This is a genomic window from Pseudidiomarina halophila (assembly GCF_003987215.1).
In the GTDB taxonomy this organism is placed as follows: domain Bacteria; phylum Pseudomonadota; class Gammaproteobacteria; order Enterobacterales; family Alteromonadaceae; genus Pseudidiomarina; species Pseudidiomarina halophila.
Window position 1 is genome coordinate 1 of the sequence record NZ_PIPW01000007.1, and the last position, 18,182, is coordinate 18,182.

Annotated in this window: 16 protein-coding genes, 1 tRNA gene and 1 pseudogene; 8 read left to right on the forward strand and 10 right to left on the reverse strand. The window is 50.0% G+C overall.

All coding sequences use genetic code 11. From position 1 onward, the window contains the following. Positions 1–223: 223 nt before the first annotated feature. The 4 genes from pssA to rluD form a co-directional block, all read right to left on the reverse strand. Positions 224–1,057 (reverse strand): CDP-diacylglycerol--serine O-phosphatidyltransferase, encoded by an 834-nt coding sequence (gene pssA / locus CWI69_RS12115; protein WP_126764610.1) that lies wholly within the window; start codon positions 1,055–1,057, stop codon positions 224–226. Between the two features lie 103 nt (positions 1,058–1,160). Further along, entirely contained in the window at positions 1,161–3,734 is a 2,574-nt protein-coding gene (clpB, locus tag CWI69_RS12120) for an ATP-dependent chaperone ClpB (RefSeq protein WP_126764597.1), read from the reverse strand. 79 nt (positions 3,735–3,813) lie between these two features. Beyond that, positions 3,814–4,548: a peptidoglycan editing factor PgeF gene (pgeF, locus tag CWI69_RS12125; RefSeq protein ID WP_126764598.1), complete on the reverse strand. Its 735-nt coding sequence runs from the start codon at positions 4,546–4,548 to the stop codon at positions 3,814–3,816. Next, positions 4,529–5,497, reverse strand: coding sequence for a 23S rRNA pseudouridine(1911/1915/1917) synthase RluD (rluD, locus tag CWI69_RS12130; protein ID WP_126764599.1), 969 nt, complete (start codon positions 5,495–5,497; stop codon positions 4,529–4,531). Before rluD ends, pgeF begins: the two co-directional genes overlap by 20 nt. Before the next feature lie 130 nt (positions 5,498–5,627). On the opposite strand from rluD, the gene CWI69_RS12135 reads away from it, so the two are divergent. After that, positions 5,628–6,383 carry an outer membrane protein assembly factor BamD gene (locus CWI69_RS12135; protein WP_126764600.1) on the forward strand — a complete coding sequence of 252 codons (756 nt, stop codon included), beginning with the start codon at positions 5,628–5,630 and terminating at the stop codon, positions 6,381–6,383. 22 nt (positions 6,384–6,405) lie between these two features. Here CWI69_RS12135 and glnB read toward each other — a convergent pair whose 3' ends face one another. The 4 genes from glnB to CWI69_RS12155 all read right to left on the reverse strand — a co-directional run bounded on the left by glnB (position 6,406) and on the right by CWI69_RS12155 (position 9,634). Beyond that, positions 6,406–6,744, reverse strand: a complete 339-nt coding sequence (gene glnB, locus CWI69_RS12140) for a nitrogen regulatory protein P-II (RefSeq protein ID WP_126764601.1) — start codon at positions 6,742–6,744, stop codon at positions 6,406–6,408. Continuing rightward, positions 6,731–8,413 (reverse strand): NAD+ synthase, encoded by a 1,683-nt coding sequence (locus CWI69_RS12145; RefSeq protein WP_126764602.1) that lies wholly within the window; start codon positions 8,411–8,413, stop codon positions 6,731–6,733. Before CWI69_RS12145 ends, glnB begins: the two co-directional genes overlap by 14 nt. Before the next feature lie 74 nt (positions 8,414–8,487). After that, the gene (locus CWI69_RS12150; protein ID WP_126764603.1) at positions 8,488–9,006 is read right to left on the reverse strand and encodes a DUF1285 domain-containing protein; all 519 of its coding nucleotides are present in this window, start codon (positions 9,004–9,006) and stop codon (positions 8,488–8,490) included. A 1-nt stretch (position 9,007) separates the two neighbouring features. Then, on the reverse strand, positions 9,008–9,634 hold the full coding sequence (locus tag CWI69_RS12155) for a LuxR C-terminal-related transcriptional regulator (protein ID WP_126764604.1): 627 nt from the start codon (positions 9,632–9,634) through the stop codon (positions 9,008–9,010). Positions 9,635–9,811: 177 nt separating this feature from the next. Between CWI69_RS12155 and CWI69_RS12160 the strand changes: the two genes are divergently transcribed. Together CWI69_RS12160 and pdxH are read left to right on the forward strand one after the other, a co-directional pair. Further along, on the forward strand, positions 9,812–11,485 hold the full coding sequence (locus CWI69_RS12160; protein WP_198678955.1) for an amidohydrolase: 1,674 nt from the start codon (positions 9,812–9,814) through the stop codon (positions 11,483–11,485). Between the two features lie 2 nt (positions 11,486–11,487). Continuing rightward, positions 11,488–12,129 (forward strand): pyridoxamine 5'-phosphate oxidase, encoded by a 642-nt coding sequence (gene pdxH, locus CWI69_RS12165; RefSeq protein ID WP_126764605.1) that lies wholly within the window; start codon positions 11,488–11,490, stop codon positions 12,127–12,129. Here pdxH and CWI69_RS12170 read toward each other — a convergent pair. Next, positions 12,126–13,181: an Ldh family oxidoreductase gene (locus tag CWI69_RS12170; RefSeq protein ID WP_126764606.1), complete on the reverse strand. Its 1,056-nt coding sequence runs from the start codon at positions 13,179–13,181 to the stop codon at positions 12,126–12,128. The genes pdxH and CWI69_RS12170 overlap by 4 nt on opposite strands. 84 nt (positions 13,182–13,265) lie before the next feature. Here CWI69_RS12170 and CWI69_RS12175 point away from each other — a divergent pair, with 84 nt between their 5' ends. From CWI69_RS12175 to CWI69_RS12190, 4 genes are all read left to right on the forward strand, one after another. Further along, the gene (locus tag CWI69_RS12175; protein WP_241971138.1) at positions 13,266–14,300 is read left to right on the forward strand and encodes an ATP-dependent 6-phosphofructokinase; all 1,035 of its coding nucleotides are present in this window, start codon (positions 13,266–13,268) and stop codon (positions 14,298–14,300) included. 90 nt (positions 14,301–14,390) lie between these two features. Further along, positions 14,391–15,326 (forward strand): agmatinase, encoded by a 936-nt coding sequence (gene speB / locus CWI69_RS12180; protein WP_126764608.1) that lies wholly within the window; start codon positions 14,391–14,393, stop codon positions 15,324–15,326. After that, entirely contained in the window at positions 15,326–17,242 is a 1,917-nt protein-coding gene (gene speA, locus CWI69_RS12185) for a biosynthetic arginine decarboxylase (protein WP_126764609.1), read from the forward strand. The genes speB and speA overlap by 1 nt, the downstream gene beginning before the upstream one ends. A gap of 94 nt (positions 17,243–17,336) precedes the next feature. Continuing rightward, positions 17,337–17,412, forward strand: a tRNA-Phe gene (locus CWI69_RS12190). A 121-nt stretch (positions 17,413–17,533) separates the two neighbouring features. Here the strand turns inward: CWI69_RS12190 and CWI69_RS12405 are convergent. After that, positions 17,534–17,962: pseudogene (locus CWI69_RS12405) on the reverse strand (site-specific integrase); the annotation flags it as partial. 78 nt (positions 17,963–18,040) lie between these two features. On the opposite strand from CWI69_RS12405, the gene CWI69_RS12200 reads away from it, so the two are divergent. Continuing rightward, positions 18,041–18,182: transposase (locus CWI69_RS12200; protein ID WP_157984274.1), on the forward strand; the 142-nt coding region annotated here is incomplete at its 3' end.

Consider the following 18,182-nt stretch of genomic DNA (forward strand, 5'->3'; position numbering starts at 1 on the left):
TGGTATATTGTTAAAGAGCGTTCGCTTCTTCTGAAGCGGGATGCGTATTTTACGCTTTCCCTTGCCAGCGTCAAGATCCTTTCGGATCTTTTTTTTGCAAGCGCTTCGCGCTGCTGGCTACTGTCTCATCGGCTTCTGCGTCAGTGACAACGGCGGCGAATTATAAGGATCGTCGCCGCCTGTGCAAGATCTTTTTACGAAAAAACTGTCGTTCGCTCAGTTTTTAGTCAGACTTGTCTCTTTCGTCTTCTTTTTGCTGCTTTTCTGAACGCTTTTCATCAGGCTTTTCTATTTCATCGTCACAGTCGTCGTCGGTATCGCCGACCACATGTTTCAACTCAAGGCGGTTTACCGAACGAATAGTCAGAATCGGTCCGGATAAAGCATACAAGAAGAAAATGATGAACAAGACTAACGATGGCTCGGTAGCAACAATAACGAAAGCCAGCACCACCGCCAAAATCACCACAAATGAAACTCGTCCGCGCCAATCAACATCCTTGAACGAATGATAGCGAAAGTTACTTACCATTAATAAGCCGGCACAAATCGTCAGGATTGCTGCCAGGTAGCTAATCGAATCAGGGTCGACCTCGTACTTACTGCCGACCCATACTAAACCACTCACAATAGCAGCGGCACTTGGGATCGCGAGCCCCTGAAAGAAACGTTTATCGGAAGAGCCAAGGTTGGTATTAAAACGAGCAAGGCGCAACGCTCCACCCGCCACAAAAATAAATGCGGCCAACCAACCGAACTTGCCAAGATCGGATAACGCCCAGTTGTACATGACGAGTGCTGGTGCCATACCAAACGAGACGATGTCAGCCATACTATCGTATTCTGCGCCAAAATCGCTTTGCGTATTTGTCATCCGCGCCACACGTCCATCTAAGCCATCAAACACCATCGCAATAAAGATTGCGATCGCAGCTGACTCAAACTGATTGTTCATGGATGCAACAATGGCGAAAAATCCGGAAAATAATCCTGCTGTGGTTAACAGGTTGGGCAGCAGAAAGATTCCGCGATTCTTCGTCGATGAGTTGTTTGGCATAGGAATATCCTGGTTTCTATAATCGATACCGTGCAGGATAGCATAGCATGCGAGCTGCAATAAATAGTGATGGACACTGTTCATGCAGCTCGCACCGCCGCTATTACTGTTTGATAGTGATTACTTCATCCTGATAATCGACCTTAATCGGGGTCCCTGGAATCAGCTTGCCAGCCAATAATTGCTGTGCCAGTGGATTCTCGATCTCCTGTTGAATCGCACGCTTCAATGGTCGCGCACCGAACACCGGATCAAAACCAGCCGCTGCCAGGTGGTCCAATGCAGCATCCGTCAATTCAACCTGATAATCACGGTCCGCAAGGCGTTGATACAGACGCTGCAACTGAATTTCTGCAATCGCCCGTATTTCTGATTTCGCCAACGGATGGAACACCACGGTTTCATCAACACGATTCAAAAATTCAGGACGGAAGTGATGTTGCAGAATCTCCATCACATCGGCCTTCATCTCCTCGTAGTTCTGTTGATGAGCTTTCTCCTGAATCACGTCAGAGCCTAAATTCGAGGTCATGATAATGACCGTGTTACGAAAGTCGACCGTACGCCCCTGACCATCCGTTAAGCGACCATCATCTAAAACCTGCAACAGGATATTAAATACATCCGGATGTGCTTTCTCGACCTCATCCAAAAGGATCACGGAATAAGGACGACGACGCACGGCCTCTGTGAGATACCCACCTTCTTCATAGCCAACATAGCCTGGAGGTGCACCTACCAGACGTGCGACTGAATGCTTCTCCATAAACTCAGACATATCGATGCGCACCATGGCATCTTCAGTGTCGAACAAGAAGTTGGCAAGCGATTTACACAGCTCGGTTTTACCGACACCGGTCGGGCCAAGAAACAGAAACGACCCAATTGGCCGCTGTGGATCCGCCAGCCCCGCACGCGAACGCCGGATCGCATTGGCGACTGAGGTCACAGCTTCGTCTTGCCCTACTACCCGCTCGTGTAACTTATGCTCCATCTTCAGTAATTTTTCGCGTTCACCTTCCAGCATCTTACTTACCGGGATGCCGGTCCAACGCGACAATACGTCAGCTATTTGCTCTTCAGTCACTTTGTTTTTAAGTAACGTCATCGTCTGATCTTCAGCTTCAATCGCTGTTTCCAGTTGTCGCTCAAGCTCAGGGATTTTGCCGTATTGGAGTTCAGACATACGGTTTAGATCACTGGCCCGGCGCGCAATCTCTAGATCAGTCTTGGCCTGCTCTAACTGCGCTTTGATATTTTGCGCACCCTGTACCGCGGTTTTCTCCGACAGCCAGACTTCCTCCAATTCGGCATACTTACGTTGCTGATCCTCAAGTTCGGACTCTAACGTCTCAAGACGTTTCTTACTTGCGTCATCATCTTCTTTCTGCAGCGCTTTTTGTTCCAGCTGTAACTGAATAATCCGCCGTTCAAGACGATCCAGTTCCTCTGGCTTGGAGTCGATTTGCATGCGAATGCTAGAAGCGGCCTCATCAATCAGGTCAATCGCTTTGTCAGGCAATTGCCGATCACTGATGTAGCGATGGGACAGCATCGCCGCCGCAACAATCGCCGGATCAGTAATTTGCACCGAGTGATGAACTTCGTAACGCTCCTTCAGGCCACGCAGTATGGCGATGGTGTCTTCAACGGAAGGTTCCTCAACCAGAACTTTCTGGAACCGCCGCTCAAGCGCAGCATCTTTTTCAATGTACTGACGATACTCGTTCAACGTGGTTGCACCGACACAGTGAAGTTCGCCGCGCGCCAATGCTGGTTTGAGCATGTTTCCGGCATCCATGGCGCCTTCAGCCTTACCCGCGCCGACCATGGTATGAAGCTCATCAATAAAGAGAATGATGCGGCCTTCCTCCTTACCAAGTTCATTAAGTACCGCTTTCAGACGTTCTTCAAATTCGCCGCGGTATTTAGCGCCGGCCAGCAAAGCTCCAAGATCCAACGAAAGTACCCGCTTGTGCTTCAGACCTTCAGGCACTTCACCATTAACAATGCGCTGAGCGAGTCCCTCCAGGATAGCCGTTTTACCTACGCCGGGTTCACCGATGAGTACCGGATTGTTTTTGGTACGACGTTGCAGCACCTGGATGGTGCGACGGATCTCTTCATCACGACCAATAACCGGATCAAGCTTGCCTTGTTCAGCGCGCTCGGTAAGGTCGATGGTGTATTTATCCAAAGCTTGCCGTTGGTCTTCGGCATTTTGGTCATCGACATTCTCGCCGCCACGCACCTTTTCAATTGCACTTTCAACCTTGTCGCGGGTAATGCCCAGACGTTTCAGAATATCCCCCAACTTACCTTTATCTTCGGTCGCTGCGAGGACAAAAAGCTCTGATGAGATGTACTGATCCTTACGCTTTTGTGCAAACTTGTCACACAGGTTAAGTAAGGTTCCGGTGGCCGAAGAAACCTGTACTTCACCGCCAGTTCCTTCAACCCGGGGCAGATTGCCCAATGCCTCACTTAGTGCAGCCCGCAGTTGATTAACGTCCACTTGCAAATACGTCAGCAGTGGCCGTAACGTACCGCCATCCTGATTAAGTAAAGCTTGCATGATATGAATAGGCTCGATGAACTGATGATCACGACCTAAAGCCAGCGATTGCGCATCAGCAATTGCCAGTTGAAACTTATTGGTTAGTTTGTCAAATCGCATGATTTATTTACCTCATAAACAAACACTAAATCCTGATTATTTATGTGGGTATAAATTAGACAATTTCAAGTGAGGAAGATTAGATTTTCCAAATTAATGTCGCAAGGCGACCACAGTTTGGATCGCGACGATAGGAGTAGAAGCGCTCGTCGCTGTAGGTACATAAACCACTTAACGTCACTTCTTTCACGCCGGCCCTGGTAAGCAACCGCTCAGCGAGCAAAGGTAGATCAGCAAGCCATTTACCGGCTATGCGCGGGGCGAATGAACTGGAATCAACAATTCCTTGTGTCAAAAACGCATCGCGCACGTCATCACCTACTTCGAAGAAAGCTTGACTAATCGCTGGGCCAATATAAGCACGAAAGCACTCAGCGGATTGTGGTAACTGTTGCAGTGTGTTGGTGATAATGCCACCAGCTAAGCCGCGCCAGCCGGCTTGAATTGCAGCGATAGTCTGGCCGTTGTCACTGCAGAGCAAGATTGGTAAACAGTCAGCGGTCAGCACTGCACAAACACTTTTCGCTTGTGTCGCCCAGATCGCGTCAGCCCGGCAACCTGCGTCATTATTCTCAGCGGCAACCGCAATCGAACTATGATATTGCGCCAGCCATTTAGGCGCTGATGGCAATTCCAAGCCACGTTGCAGTTGGCGGCGGTGCCGGATCACATTAGCGGGATCGTCCGCCACGTGAGCAGCGAGATTGCCGGGCTCGGTTACAGTGGTAACGCAAGCCTGGATCCCATGAGGTAGTTGCCAGGCGGGTTTTAATCCGAAATCCACCTTACCAGACTTACTCTTTAGCGTGGTCATTGCGGTCTGCACGCAATAATTTCACTAATTTTAAGAAATCAGCCGGTGTCGGAGCATCCCAACTCATCCACTCGCCCGTGACCGGATGATGGAGTGACAATCGGGCAGCATGTAACGCCTGCCGCCGGAAGCTACGCAAGTACTCGAGTAACTCCGGGTTCGCATCCTGCGGGGGACGCGGGCGGCCACCATAGGTTAAATCTCCCACCAGCGGATGACGCAGATGCGCCATGTGAACTCGAATCTGGTGGGTCCGGCCGGTTTCCAGCCGTAATCTCAGATGGGTGTGGTTACGAAATCGCTCAACGACACGATAATGAGTCACCGCAGGTTTACCCATGGCAACCACAGCCATATGGGTACGTTTTGTCGGATGTCGACCAATAGGTTCATCAACATGACCACCAGCGGTCATAGGTCCATTGCATACCGCTTCGTATTCGCGGGTTATCTCACGCTCTTGCATTGCGGAAACCAGATGCGTTTGCGCAGGAATAGTTTTCGCCACCACCATTAAACCTGTAGTGTCTTTATCAAGACGATGGATAATTCCCGCCCGCGGAACCTGGTCAATTGCTGGGAAGTGATGCAGTAGCGCATTCAACAATGTGCCATCCGGAGTCCCGGCGCCTGGATGCACCACCAGTCCAGCCGGCTTGTTGATGACTAAAATCGCATCATCTTCGTAAATGATATCCAGCGGCATCGGCTGCGCAGAAAAGCGTTTTTCCTCGACCAACTCAGCATTTACTTCGAGCTCCATCCCGGCAATGACCTTCTCGCGAGGCTTATCGACGGGTTCACCATCAATCCGCACGCAACCGTCAGTGATCCAGGTTTTTAATCTCGAACGTGAATAGTCGGGGAACAACTCTGCGAGTGCCTGGTCCAAGCGTTTACCGTTGCACGAAGCGGGGACCGTTCCAGTTAATTGAATGTGTTCACTCATAAAATAAATAATGGACCTGTGAAAGCAGCCAAGGCTGCGATAGAATGCAAGCAACTTCGAAGTGGTTAGTGTACCTGTTTGGGACGCTATGCACCAAAAATTAAATTAACAGAGATTAGAACAGTAACTTATGAAACTGCGTATTAGCCTGCTTTTAGCTTTATCCGTCATGCTCGCAGCATGCTCAAGTTCGCCGGACGACGAAGCTCGTGATTCCCGCGTCCTAAACGATGCTGATGCGCTTTATCAACGCGCTCAGACCAATATTGCGGCCGGTAACTTTAGTACTGCTCAGGAAATCCTTCAGCAGCATGCGACGCGTTATCCGTTTGGTCCCTACGCACACCAGGTGCAGATGGACCGGATTTATGTGTATTACAAGCTCGCTAATATTGACAAAGCTTTGGCGGAAATTGACCGCTTCATGCAGTTGAACCCGAATCATCCTAATCTTGATTATGTCATGTACATGCGAGGGCTGGTGAATCACCGTGCGGACTCGAACACAATGCAAGATTTAGTTGGCATCGACCGTTCAGACCGGGATCCGAGTAAAGCTGAGGAAGCCTTTAACGACTTCAGCCGGTTGCTGCGCCAGTTCCCAGATTCTAAATATGCAGCTGATGCTAAACAGCGCATGATTGCAATTAAGAGTCGGTTAGCCAGTTATGAAATTGCAGTAGCGCGCTACTACATGAAACGCGAAGCCTGGCTAGCTGCGGCCAATCGTGGCAAGTATGTATTGGAAAATTACCCGGACGTCCCAGAAACCGAAAACGCTCTGGCGATTATGATGCAAAGTTATGACAAGCTTGGCCTGCTTGAACTGCGCGATGATGCACGCGCAACATTAGCTGCTAACTTCCCTGGCAGCAGTTATCTGTAAAAAGCTGATGAAGACGCCGTAACTAAACGGCGTCTTCGTTTTCCTCGCCAGTACGAATCCGAATCACCCGCTCGACATTGCTGACAAAAATCTTACCATCACCAATTTTTCCGGTTTGCGCGGTTTCCATAATAGCGTCTAAACACGCTTCTACCTGATCATCTGCGACCACAATTTCAAGCTTTACTTTAGGTAGAAAGTCGACCATATATTCGGCGCCACGATAAAGTTCAGTATGCCCTTTCTGGCGGCCAAAGCCTTTAACTTCAGACACTGTCATGCCGGCAATACCTACTTCGGATAATGCTTCACGCACATCGTCGAGCTTAAATGGCTTGATGATTGCTTCAATTTTTTTCATGACTTGCCTCTGCCGTTAGTTGTCGCTCTAGCTCATAGCGAAAATGGTTGGTGATAGGGTAGCGCCGATCTTTCATGAAGTTACGCGCAGTAATTTTCGGCCCTACAGCACCTTGTCGACGCTTGTATTCATTAATATCAACCAACCGCACAACGCGCAACACATCTGCGCGAGCGAACCCAGCCGAAATAATCTCCGTTAGTGTCCAGTCCTGTTCAACGTACAGGTTGATAATCTTATCTAAAATATCATATTCCGGCAGGCTATCCTGATCCTTTTGCCCCGGCGCCAGCTCCGCAGAAGGCGGACGTTCGATAACTCGTGGCGGGATAACCTCCGCATCCGCAGTAGCGTTCATGTGCCGGGCAAGCGCAAATACCATCATTTTTGGCACATCTTTCAGCGGTGCAAAGCCACCACACATATCGCCATAGAGCGTGCAGTAACCGACCGCTAACTCACTCTTGTTACCGGTGGTTAAAACCAGCGAACGGGTTTTGTTTGATAACGCCATGAGAATCACGCCACGGCTACGTGCCTGCAGGTTTTCTTCGGTAACATCAGGCTCATGATCAGCCAGCTGCGGTGCCAACTGCTGCATGAAGCTGTCGTAAATCGGTTCAATAGCAATCACATCGTATTTCACATTTAACGCACTGGCCTGCTGGCCGGCATCCTCAAGACTCATCGCTGAAGTATAGCGGAATGGCATCATCACGGCATGCACGTGTTCAGGACCCAAAGCTTCAACGGCTAACGCTAACGTCAGACCGGAGTCAATGCCCCCGGACAAGCCCAGAGTAACACCTTGAAAGCCATTTTTTCGTGCGTAATCGCGGATAGACAAGACCAAAGCTTTCCGTACTTCTTCAAGGCGATGAAATTCGATTTCGCTTTCCGGTTTAGCTTGCGGCTTAATTTTTTCATTTAACGGCGTAATGCCCGTTGCAGAGAAACGCACACGTTCACAGCAGGGTTCGCAGTGGGGGAATTCCGCGACAAGCTGACCGTCGCTATCAAGCACCAATGAATGGCCGTCAAACACCAACTCATCCTGGCCACCACAATTATTTACATAGACAATCGGGCAACCGGCCTCATGTACGCGTTGTTGCAGCACATGCATGCGTTGTTGGTGTTTATCCACCTCAAAGGGGGAGGCATTGATTGAAATAATCCAGTCGGCGCCCTGACTAAGGGTTCTTTGCAGTGGTTCTGGACGCCAGAGGTCTTCACAGATCGTTAAGCCAATCCGGTGTCCCTGCCACTTGAATACGCAAGGTTCATGGCCCGGAATAAAGTAACGTTGTTCATCAAACACACCATATTGCGGTAACCGCTGCTTATGATAACGCGCTAAACATTCGCCGCGATGTAAAACCGACACGCTATTAAATAGTTCGTCACCCACCCGTTGCGGATGTCCGACGACTGCGACTTGCGCCACAGCCGCATCAGCAATTTTAGCTAATGCGTCATCAACTAATTCCTCGAAGTCGGCGCGGAACAATAAATCTTCAGGTGAGTACCCGGTTATCGCCAACTCGGGGAAAACCACAATGTCAGCATCTTTCTGCTCGTCCAGACAAGCAAGAATTGTTGCGGTATTCTGAGTAATAGCTCCAACCGTAAAGTCTAATTGTGCTATGGCAACCGTGATAGGTTTCATCGGACGTCTTTACCTCTGCGCTGAACTAAGCTGCGCATAATATAGCAGGCTTACCCAACGAGCAAATTCATCGCTCAAATTTGGCCGAGAACAAAACGGCTTGAGCCGCTTTGCAGCACCACATTATCGGTTTCGGGATCGACCTCTGCCAACTCCACCCACTGGTAATAAACATTGCGATGAACTTTTGCCTTTAATGCGTGATCAAGTCGCACATAAGGAATCGCATTCTCAACCAGCAATGGATAGTCGTCCGAAAGTGGGTATTGGGTACCGATATTAGTGGTGACCTGAATTATTTGCGGCTCAACCGTGGTGACCGCCTGCCACCCGGTGATGATAAATGGCACATCTTCAACAGTGATTTTGACTTTTTCGGCTGGCGTAACGAGAAAATAATCGCCATCCTCTACCACCAGCACCGAGGCGAATAACTTCACCAACCGCTGGCGTTTGATACGCGAGTTTTGATAGAACCATTCACCGTTACTGTCAATGTGAATCGGAATTTCACCACAATAGGGTGGATCCCAATTTTCTGTAGGTGCATGGTTGCGCAGTTCTAATGATTTTAGAAGCTGCTGTAGTTGCATATCAGCTCACTAAACGTTTTTGACGTAATAAGTACCAAAGCGTTGCTTCAGTCCGGTTCGAAACTTTAATGGCTTTAAAGATAGCAGATAAATGGACCCGGATCGTACCTTCAGTGATTCCCAGGATGGTCGCAATTTCTTTATTCGATAATCCCTGGGCGAGCAACTGCATGATCTCTAACTGCCGTGGCGAAAGAAAACTCTCCGCTTGCGAATTGCGCGGGGTAAATTCATTAAGCCGCGACTCATCAGGCAGATAACGATCGTTTTTCAGTAGCGAACGTATAGCTAGCTTAGCATCCTCAGCACTGGAGTCCTTGGGCAGATAACTCCGCACCCCGGCAGCTAAGGCTTGCCGAATTTCCGACATTGGCCTGGACCAACAATAAAGCACGATGTGCGCGGTTGGCGCATATTTTTTGATTAATGCGAGGGACGGTCGGATTTCTGCGTCTGGCAAGTCCACATCAAGGAAAATTAAATTATACTGATTGCTGTGGTGCAAATAATCTGTGGCGAGTTCAAACGTCGGCGCCTCAAAGATGGATACATCCGAGCTATAGCTGGTGCAGAGGTGAATTAAACCAGCGCGGGTAAAGAATTGTGAGTCAATAATAAGAATCTTCATGGGAGCCCTAAGTCCAAAACTGAAGTTTGAAACAATATAACTTTCGTTACCGCCACTGGTTATGTAGTGTACACAGTTGCTGCATAATTTAAACCAAAACTGTTACCTAATTGTAAGCAATAATTAATTTGTTATAAACGTTACGTTTAGCGTGACCAATAAACCAGAGAGAACGCCATGCGATTTGTTTCTTCGTTGTTACCTTTTATTTTACTCTTTATCTCGTTTGCGAGTAACGCGCAAGCAATTCTATATCATAATTTTAACGGCTACACCCTTACCGGGGAGCCCGGAAACGCTGCTGTACTTAAGCAGTTCGACGCAATGTTAGTCGTTGACGGCAAAGTTGCTGCTGTGGGTCCGCTAAGCGCCATCAGCAAAAACCTGAAACAGCAGCCCGATAGTAAAGTGGACTTGCAGGGCAAAACTGTGTTGCCCGGCATTATCGACGCCCACGGTCATATGCTGGGTCTGGGTGAAAACTTGATGCAGGTTGATCTGCGTACCGCAGTCAGCGAAGAAGATGCAGTGACTCGTGTGCAAGAATTCGCAACGACCGAAGCTGGCCCCTGGGTCATTGGACGCGGCTGGAATCAGGAAAACTGGCAGAACCGCGAATTCCCAACGGCATTAAGTCTGGACGAATTCATTGTCGAACGTCCGGTATGGTTGACGCGCGTTGATGGTCACGCTGGCTGGGCCAACAGTAAAGCCCTGGAACTTGCCGGAATTACCGCTGATACCGTGAGCCCTGAGGGTGGTGAGATCATCCGTGACGCGAACGGCCAGCCCACCGGCGTATTGATTGATAATGCGATGGCGTTAGTGGAAAGTAAAATACCCGCGAAAAATGCCGACTACTATCGTCGTGCACTGGTTACCGCTTTCGACCACCTGGTTTCAGAAGGTATCACCGGTGTCCATGACGCAGGGGTCGATGCCACCAATCTTGCGGTTTACCGGCAGCTCGCTGAAGAAGGTAAAATGCCGGTACGGGTTTATGCGATGCTTAGCGCCTCAGAACCTACCCTGCCTGATCTGTTAGCAGCTGGCCCTATTCATACTGCCGATGACAGCCTGACCGTAGCAAGCGTCAAGATTTACACCGATGGCGCCCTTGGCAGTCGCGGCGCGGCACTTATTGAGCCGTACAGCGACGCCCCTAACACCCGTGGGTTATTGGTGACGCAACCAGATACGATTGAACAACTATTTAATCTTATTATTCCTCATGGCTTCCAGATCAACATTCATGCCATTGGTGATCGTGCCAATCGCATTGCCCTGGACAAGTTTGCGCATGCCTACGAGACCATTGGTGGCCGAAACCTACGGCACCGTATTGAGCACGCGCAAGTGGTGCACCCGGATGACATCCCACGCTTCAAAGAGTTAAATATTATTGCCTCGATGCAGCCGACGCATGCGACATCAGATAAAAATATGGCGGAAGACCGTATTGGTAAAGAACGTATGCAAGGCGCTTATGCATGGCAAACCTTCCTCGAGCAAGGTACCATTGTCGCCGCTGGCTCGGATTTTCCGGTCGAACTTTCTAATCCATTTTTCGGTGTTCATGCTGCGGTAACCCGTCAGGACCGCGACAACCAACCACAAGGTGGCTGGTACGCTCATGAAGCGATGACGCGTGAACAGGCATTGCGGGCATTTACCCTTGATGCCGCTTATGCGTCAGGTCAGGAACAGCAGTTAGGTAGCCTTGAGCCAGGCAAATGGGCTGACTTTATTGTTCTGGATCAAGACCCCTTTGACGTCGCTAGCGATAAACTATGGCGTGCCGATGTGCTGGCCACTTATGTCGCAGGCGAAGCAGTATTCACCCAGGAGTAATCATGAAGTTGCACGATGAACGTCGGGATTACGAGCGCGCGCAGCTGCACCGCTCGATTCTTGAAACAAATCCTTTTAAACAGTTTGAGTCATGGTTTGCCGCTGCCAAAGAAGCAGCGGTGTTGCCGGATCCAACGGCATTCACTCTTGCAACGGTTAATGCTGCAAGACAACCTCACCAACGCGTTGTGTTGCTTAAGAATTTTGACACGGCTGGTTTTATTTTTTACACCAACTATGACAGTCAGAAAGGTCAGGATATTGCTGTTAACCCTTTGGTTTCAATGCATTTTGCCTGGTTGCCCCTTGAGCAACAGGTACGTATTGAAGGTACCATCGAAAAAATAGACCGCGCCGCCAGCGAAGCCTACTTTCAAACGCGCCCACGCAACAGTCAACTTGGCGCACTGGCTTCGCAACAGAGCAAGGTGATCGGCTCCCGTTCAGAGCTTGAAGCGGTCTACCATGATCTGACTGAACGCTACGAAGGGCAAGACGTTCCTATGCCTGAGAACTGGGGTGGCTACCGGATCAAGCCTGACTATTTTGAGTTTTGGCAAGGCGGCAAATACCGCCTGCACGACCGGTTTGGTTACCATAAAAATACTGCTGGCACCTGGTTCATCGAACGCCTGCAACCCTAAGGTAAGGGCTCATTACAGTAATCAGCGCACCACTGAAGCTGACGCCAAGTGGCTGCGCTGTAACTGATCCCCTCCTCACTCTGACGCTGCCGCGTCGCCAGCGCTCCCTCACCGGGAACCCGTACTGGTCGTTCGGGATCAATGGGTGTGGCAGCTTTCACCGCGGCAACCAGCTGCTCTGCCTGTAATTCAAATGCGCCCTGCGCCAATAGCGCGGTGGGGTCGACAACCTGTAACCAGACCGTATTGGCATCGCTGTCGCCAGCAGCGGCATCCGCACGACCATAATCGCTCAGTGCCAACGTCCAGAACTCGCTAAACAGGTTCAGTCCAGTACCTTTGTAACCTAATTTTTCTCCCCCCAGACTGGCCAACACACTGGGTGGCTCAGCAATAAAGGTCTTAGGATCACAACTGTAATCACCGTCCTGAGTAATGAGTGCTGGGTAAGGCAAATCACGATCTTCTGCTATCGCCGTACGGACTTTTCCGGCCGCTGTCATCGACAAACTCATGTCAAGCAATACTGGCTGGCTGCGGGTCGGCACGCCGATAGCAAATGGATTCGGTGAGAAACATGCTGACTTGCCACCAAAAGGTGCCACCACTTCTTGCGCGGGGGTGCTGCACATCATTTGGATCAACATGCCGGCGCGTGTTGCCTGTTCTAAATACACCGCTAAAGCGGCCACATGCTGGGTGCGCCGAATCACAATAGTGCCGGTGCCATAATCATGCGCCATGGCCATGGCGCGAGCCACCGCCTTTGGCAGAACATAGAGTCCTGAAAGCAGCTCAGCATCCCACAGCTCGATCGCGCCACGGCGTTGCACTATCTGTGGCGTTCCTTCAGCGCGGGTGGTACCCGCTGCCAGCGCCTGCAAGTTATAGCGAAGGCGCAATAAACCATGGGTACGAAAACCCAGCAGGTCGCCGGCGACCAAATGCTCAGCCATAGCGTGTGCGACATTTTTGGCCGCCCCTTGCTTCATCAGACATCGCGTTGCCCAGTCAGTCATTGCCGCGGCAGATCGTTTTTTTTCTTCGTTCATGAGCCCCTTCACTTGTTATTCGGCTGTAGTTCGATAAGCTTACCAAATACTTATCAACAGGCAATGCAGAGGAGTAGGCAGCCCGTGTCTGTCAGCAAAAATATACAAAGGATTGCGGTGCTTACCAGTGGTGGTGATGCGCCAGGAATGAATGCTGCATTACGTGCAGTGGTACTAGCAGCCGATCATTACGGTATCGAAGTTATCGCGTTTCGGCACGGTTACCAAGGATTACTTGATAATGAATACACACTGATGCAACCCAAAGATGTGCAACACGTATTGCAGTATTCAGGCACCATTATTAAAAGTGCCCGTTGTCATCGCTTTAAGGAAGATAGCGCCGCAGTCGAAGCGGCAGCAAATCTGAATGCGCTGGCGCTTGACGCTTTAATCATCATTGGCGGTGATGGTTCGTTCCGCGGTGCCGAACATCTGGCCAATCATTGGCAGGGACAGATTATCGGCGTACCCGGCACTATCGACAATGACTTGTACGGCACCGATGCCACCATCGGCTATGCGACCGCAGTGACCATCGCCATGGACGCATTGGACAAGATCCGCGACACCGCCGATGCCATGGACCGTGTCTTTATTGTCGAAGTTATGGGCCGTCATGCGGGCTTTATTGGTTTAGGTAGCGCGATGGCTGCAGGTGCTGAGCGGATGATTTTACCCGAGCTACAAAAAGACAAACCGCTTACGATAAGTGCCCTGGTTAAACATATTCATCGCGTGCAGGAAATTCGTGGTGAAGGCAGCTACGTCATGGTTTTAAGCGAGCACCAATGGCCAGGCGGTGCAGTCGCGCTTGCCGAGCAACTGGACGCTGAATACGACTTACCCTGCCGACCCTGTTTATTAGGCCATATTCAGCGCGGTGGTGCACCTGCGCCAGCTGATCGTATTCTGGCCTCTGAACTCGGGGTACACGCGGTCGAGCTCATCCTGCAAGGTAAGCACAGGGTGATGGCCGGCATGCGCGCGAATCAATGTGTTGACGTGCCCTTGCGTGATACCTGGGAAAAGAAAAATCCGCTGGCGGCGAATTTACTTCGCATTCAGCATGAAATCTTTAATCCAGTGAAGAAAAATCCTCGTAGGAATACGCAGTAAAGGTGTAGCTTTTCGGGGCTTTTACACAGATAATAAGCCCCTTTTTTATTCTGCCTTGCTGCCCTGTTGCAACGACGGAGGTGTTTGATTTTGAGCAAACAACAACCTGATTCAGTAACTTCTGTAACCGCTGAAACCTCAGCGCCCGTGCGCGAGTTTTTTGGCGCGAAAGTAGATCGTCAGATCCACGCCAATGCCACGCATATGATTGGCTTTGGTTTTGACGGTACCGCCTGTTTCCGTAAAGGCACGCGTAACGGACCCGATGGTTTACGTGCCGTATCGGAAGATATCGAATCCTACTCACCCTATTTAGATGCAGATCTCTTTGATCATACGTTTTATGATCTTGGTAATTTATCGCTCGGGGAAGGTGAAGATATTCAGGGGCAATGGCAGCACGCAACCGATCAGTTTGACGCTATTTTTGGTGCGCTTGACCTCGCCGAACAGAATGTTCGTGTACTGACCTTAGGTGGTGAGCATTCCATTTCTTACGCACCAATTCGTAAGTATTTAGCGCAATACCCTGAACTGGTGTTATTGCATCTCGACGCCCACGCTGATTTGCGCGACGGCTTCCTCGGCTATCATTACTCGCACGCGTCTATTATCCGCCGCTCGCTGGATCATTTCGGCCCGGGACATGAGCTGATTCAGTATGGAATTCGCTCAGGTACCCGCGATGAGTACCAGTTTATGAAAGAGCACAAGACAGTGCGAACGTCACGCAAAGACTTCCTGGAGAGTGTTGCAGCGCTGCCAGCGGATCGTCCGATTTATCTGACCCTGGATCTGGATTATTTCGACCCGTCGTTCTTACCCGGCACCGGCACACCTGAACCTGGCGGCGAGGACTTCCACTCCTATGTGAGCCTGATGAAAATTCTGCGCGAGAAAAATCTAGTCGGAGCTGATGTTGTTGAGTTGTCTCCGGAAATCGATCCAACCGGCAACTCAGACGTATTTGCCGCAAAAATTGTTCGCGAATTACTAATTATCTTAAATGAAAAAGGAGCCCGCTAATGGCTGATGGCAACAGCAACTGGACCATCGACGACGCTGAAGAACTCTACGGCGTAAGACGATGGGGCGCGGGTTACTTCTCGATTGGCGACAGCGGCAATATACAAATTGCACCCAATCACCGCTTGCCGGATGTCACCATCGACATGAAAGACGTGTTGGACGAAATACGTGCCGAGGGTATTCAACTCCCTGCGGTTATTCGTTTCCACGACATTTTACGTTCACAAGTCGAAATTTTAAACGAGACCTTTGCGCAGACGATCGAAGAGGCAAGTTACAACGGTAACTACAGCGGCGTGTTCCCCATCAAAGTTAACCAGATGCGCGAAGTCGTTGAGGAAATTATTGAAGCGGGTGAACCCTACAACTACGGTCTTGAAGCAGGCTCTAAACCTGAGTTAATGGCGGTGCTGGCGTACAATGAGAATCCTGATGCGCTGACCGTACTTAACGGGTACAAAGACGAAGATTACCTGACCCTTGCCCTGCTTGGCCGTCAGCTACGCCGCAAAATGATCATTGTCATTGAGAAGTTCAGCGAGCTGGAAATGTTAATCCCGCTGGCGAAGAAGCTTGGTGTACAGCCGCTGATTGGCTTACGTAGCAAAATGATGGTGCGTAGCTCAGGCAAGTGGGCAGGCTCCAGTGGCGATCGCGCCAAGTTCGGTTTAAGTATCACTGAAATCTTAAACATCATTGAGCTGCTGAAAAAAGAAGACATGCTGGATTGTGCCAAGTTGCTGCACTTTCACATCGGCAGTCAGATGTCAGACATCCGCAAAGTAAAAGAAGCGGTGTCTGAAGGCGCCCGGTTGTACGCAAAACTGATCCAGGAAGGCGTGCCATTGGAATACCTTGATATCGGCGGCGGCCTTGGCATCGATTACGATGGCACCAGCTCAACCACGGACTCATCGCGTAATTACTCGACTGAAGAGTACGTCGCTGACGTGGTTTACGGGGTAAAGCAGATCTGTGACCTCGAAGAGGTACCCCACCCTAATCTGGTGAGCGAAAGCGGCCGTGCCATCACCGCTCACCATAGCTGTGTGGTGACCAACATCGTTGGCGAAATTAAGAATACCGGTGCGCAATTTGATATCAGCTCAAGCTCAGACGAGCATATTCTGGTCAGCAACATGCGCGAGCTTGTCAACGCCACCGAAATGCATCCACAAGAGCGCTACAACGATGCTGCATCGTACAAGCAAAGCGCTTACGAAGCGTTCAAGTTGGGTATTTTGTCACTGAATGAAATGGCCAAGCTGGATACCATGTACTGGCGCATTCTGGTTGAGATTCACAGCTCACTTGATCGCGAAACCTTCGTCTTTCAGGAGCTCGAAGAGCTCGAAGATATGCTCGCCAGCCAGTATCTGTGTAACTTCTCGATCTTTCAGTCAGCCGCAGACACCTGGGCGATTGGCCAGGTGCTACCGATAGTGCCGGTAAGCCGCCTGAATGAAAAACCAGAGGTTCGCTGTTCCATCGTCGACATTACCTGTGACAGTGATGGCAAGCTTTCCAAATACATCGAAGGCACCGAGATCAGCGACAACATTCCGATGCATACCTTACGCAAAGGTGAAGATTACTATGTCGGCATGTTCCTAACAGGTGCTTATCAGGATGTCATGGGCGATATGCATAACCTATTTGGTCGTTTAACTGAGGTGCATATCTACTGTCACGACGACGAGCCAGGTGATTTTTACATCGAAGAAGTGGTTCCAGGCACTGCAGCGGAGAAAGTGCTCGAAACAATGCAGTACAACACCGATTTCATGGCTAAAACCGTGAAAAAATGCATTGACCGTGAAGTTCGCAAAGGCCACATCGCTCCACGTGAAGGCGTGCGCTGGACTGACTATTACGAGAAATGCCTGGCTGGCACCACTTACTTAAAGGCGTAAAAACCAACAAACTGCGTATTTCCTGAGCAAACGGTCGAAAATCGCTAAAAAGCGGTTGACTATGACCGCAAAAACTCGTTTAATACGCCCCGTTGCCCAGATAGCTCAGTCGGTAGAGCAGAGGATTGAAAATCCTCGTGTCGGTGGTTCGATTCCGCCTCTGGGCACCATTATTCTAAAGGCCTCGCTGGAAACAGCGGGGCTTTTTACTTTCCGCGTTTGTGCCAGATTTGTGCCAATTGTACCGTCCACATTGTTGGCCACACGTTTCAGCTGACCTTTTGCCAGATGTGCATACCTAAGCACCATTTCAAATGTTGCCCAACCGCCAAGCTCCTGCAATTCCTGTAAGCTTGTACCGTTTTGCGCATGCCAGCTTGCCCATGTATGGCGTAAATCGTGCCAACGAAAATTTTCAATACCCGCTCGTTTGAGTGCTGCATGCCATGCTTTGGTTGAGGTACGTTCGACTGGCTTGCCCTGATAGATAAAACAGTAGTCGTTATCCTCGCCCTGCACTTCATGCAAGACCGCCAGCGCATCGTTATTGAGTGGCACATTGATCGCTCGACCTGATTTAGATTCGTCGGGATGGATCCATGCGTAGCCCGTATCTAAGTTCACCTGATCCCAGCGCAGGTAACTCACATTCGATTGCCGTAAGCCTGTCGCCAGTGAAAAGATCGCCATTAACTGCAAATGACGCGGTAATTCACTCAATAATCGTTGTGCTTTGGACTTCCCAGACTTTGCTAGACACTTTTAACAGTTACAATGTAACTAAAACTAGAGGTGTTTATGAGCAAAGGCAAGCGGTATACCGAAGAATTTAAAGTTGAAGCCGTCAAGCAGGTCACCGAGCGCGGGCACTCTGTTTATGACGTCGCTGATCGTCTGGGCATTTCCGTAAAGTCACTTTACGACTGGCGTGCTAAATACG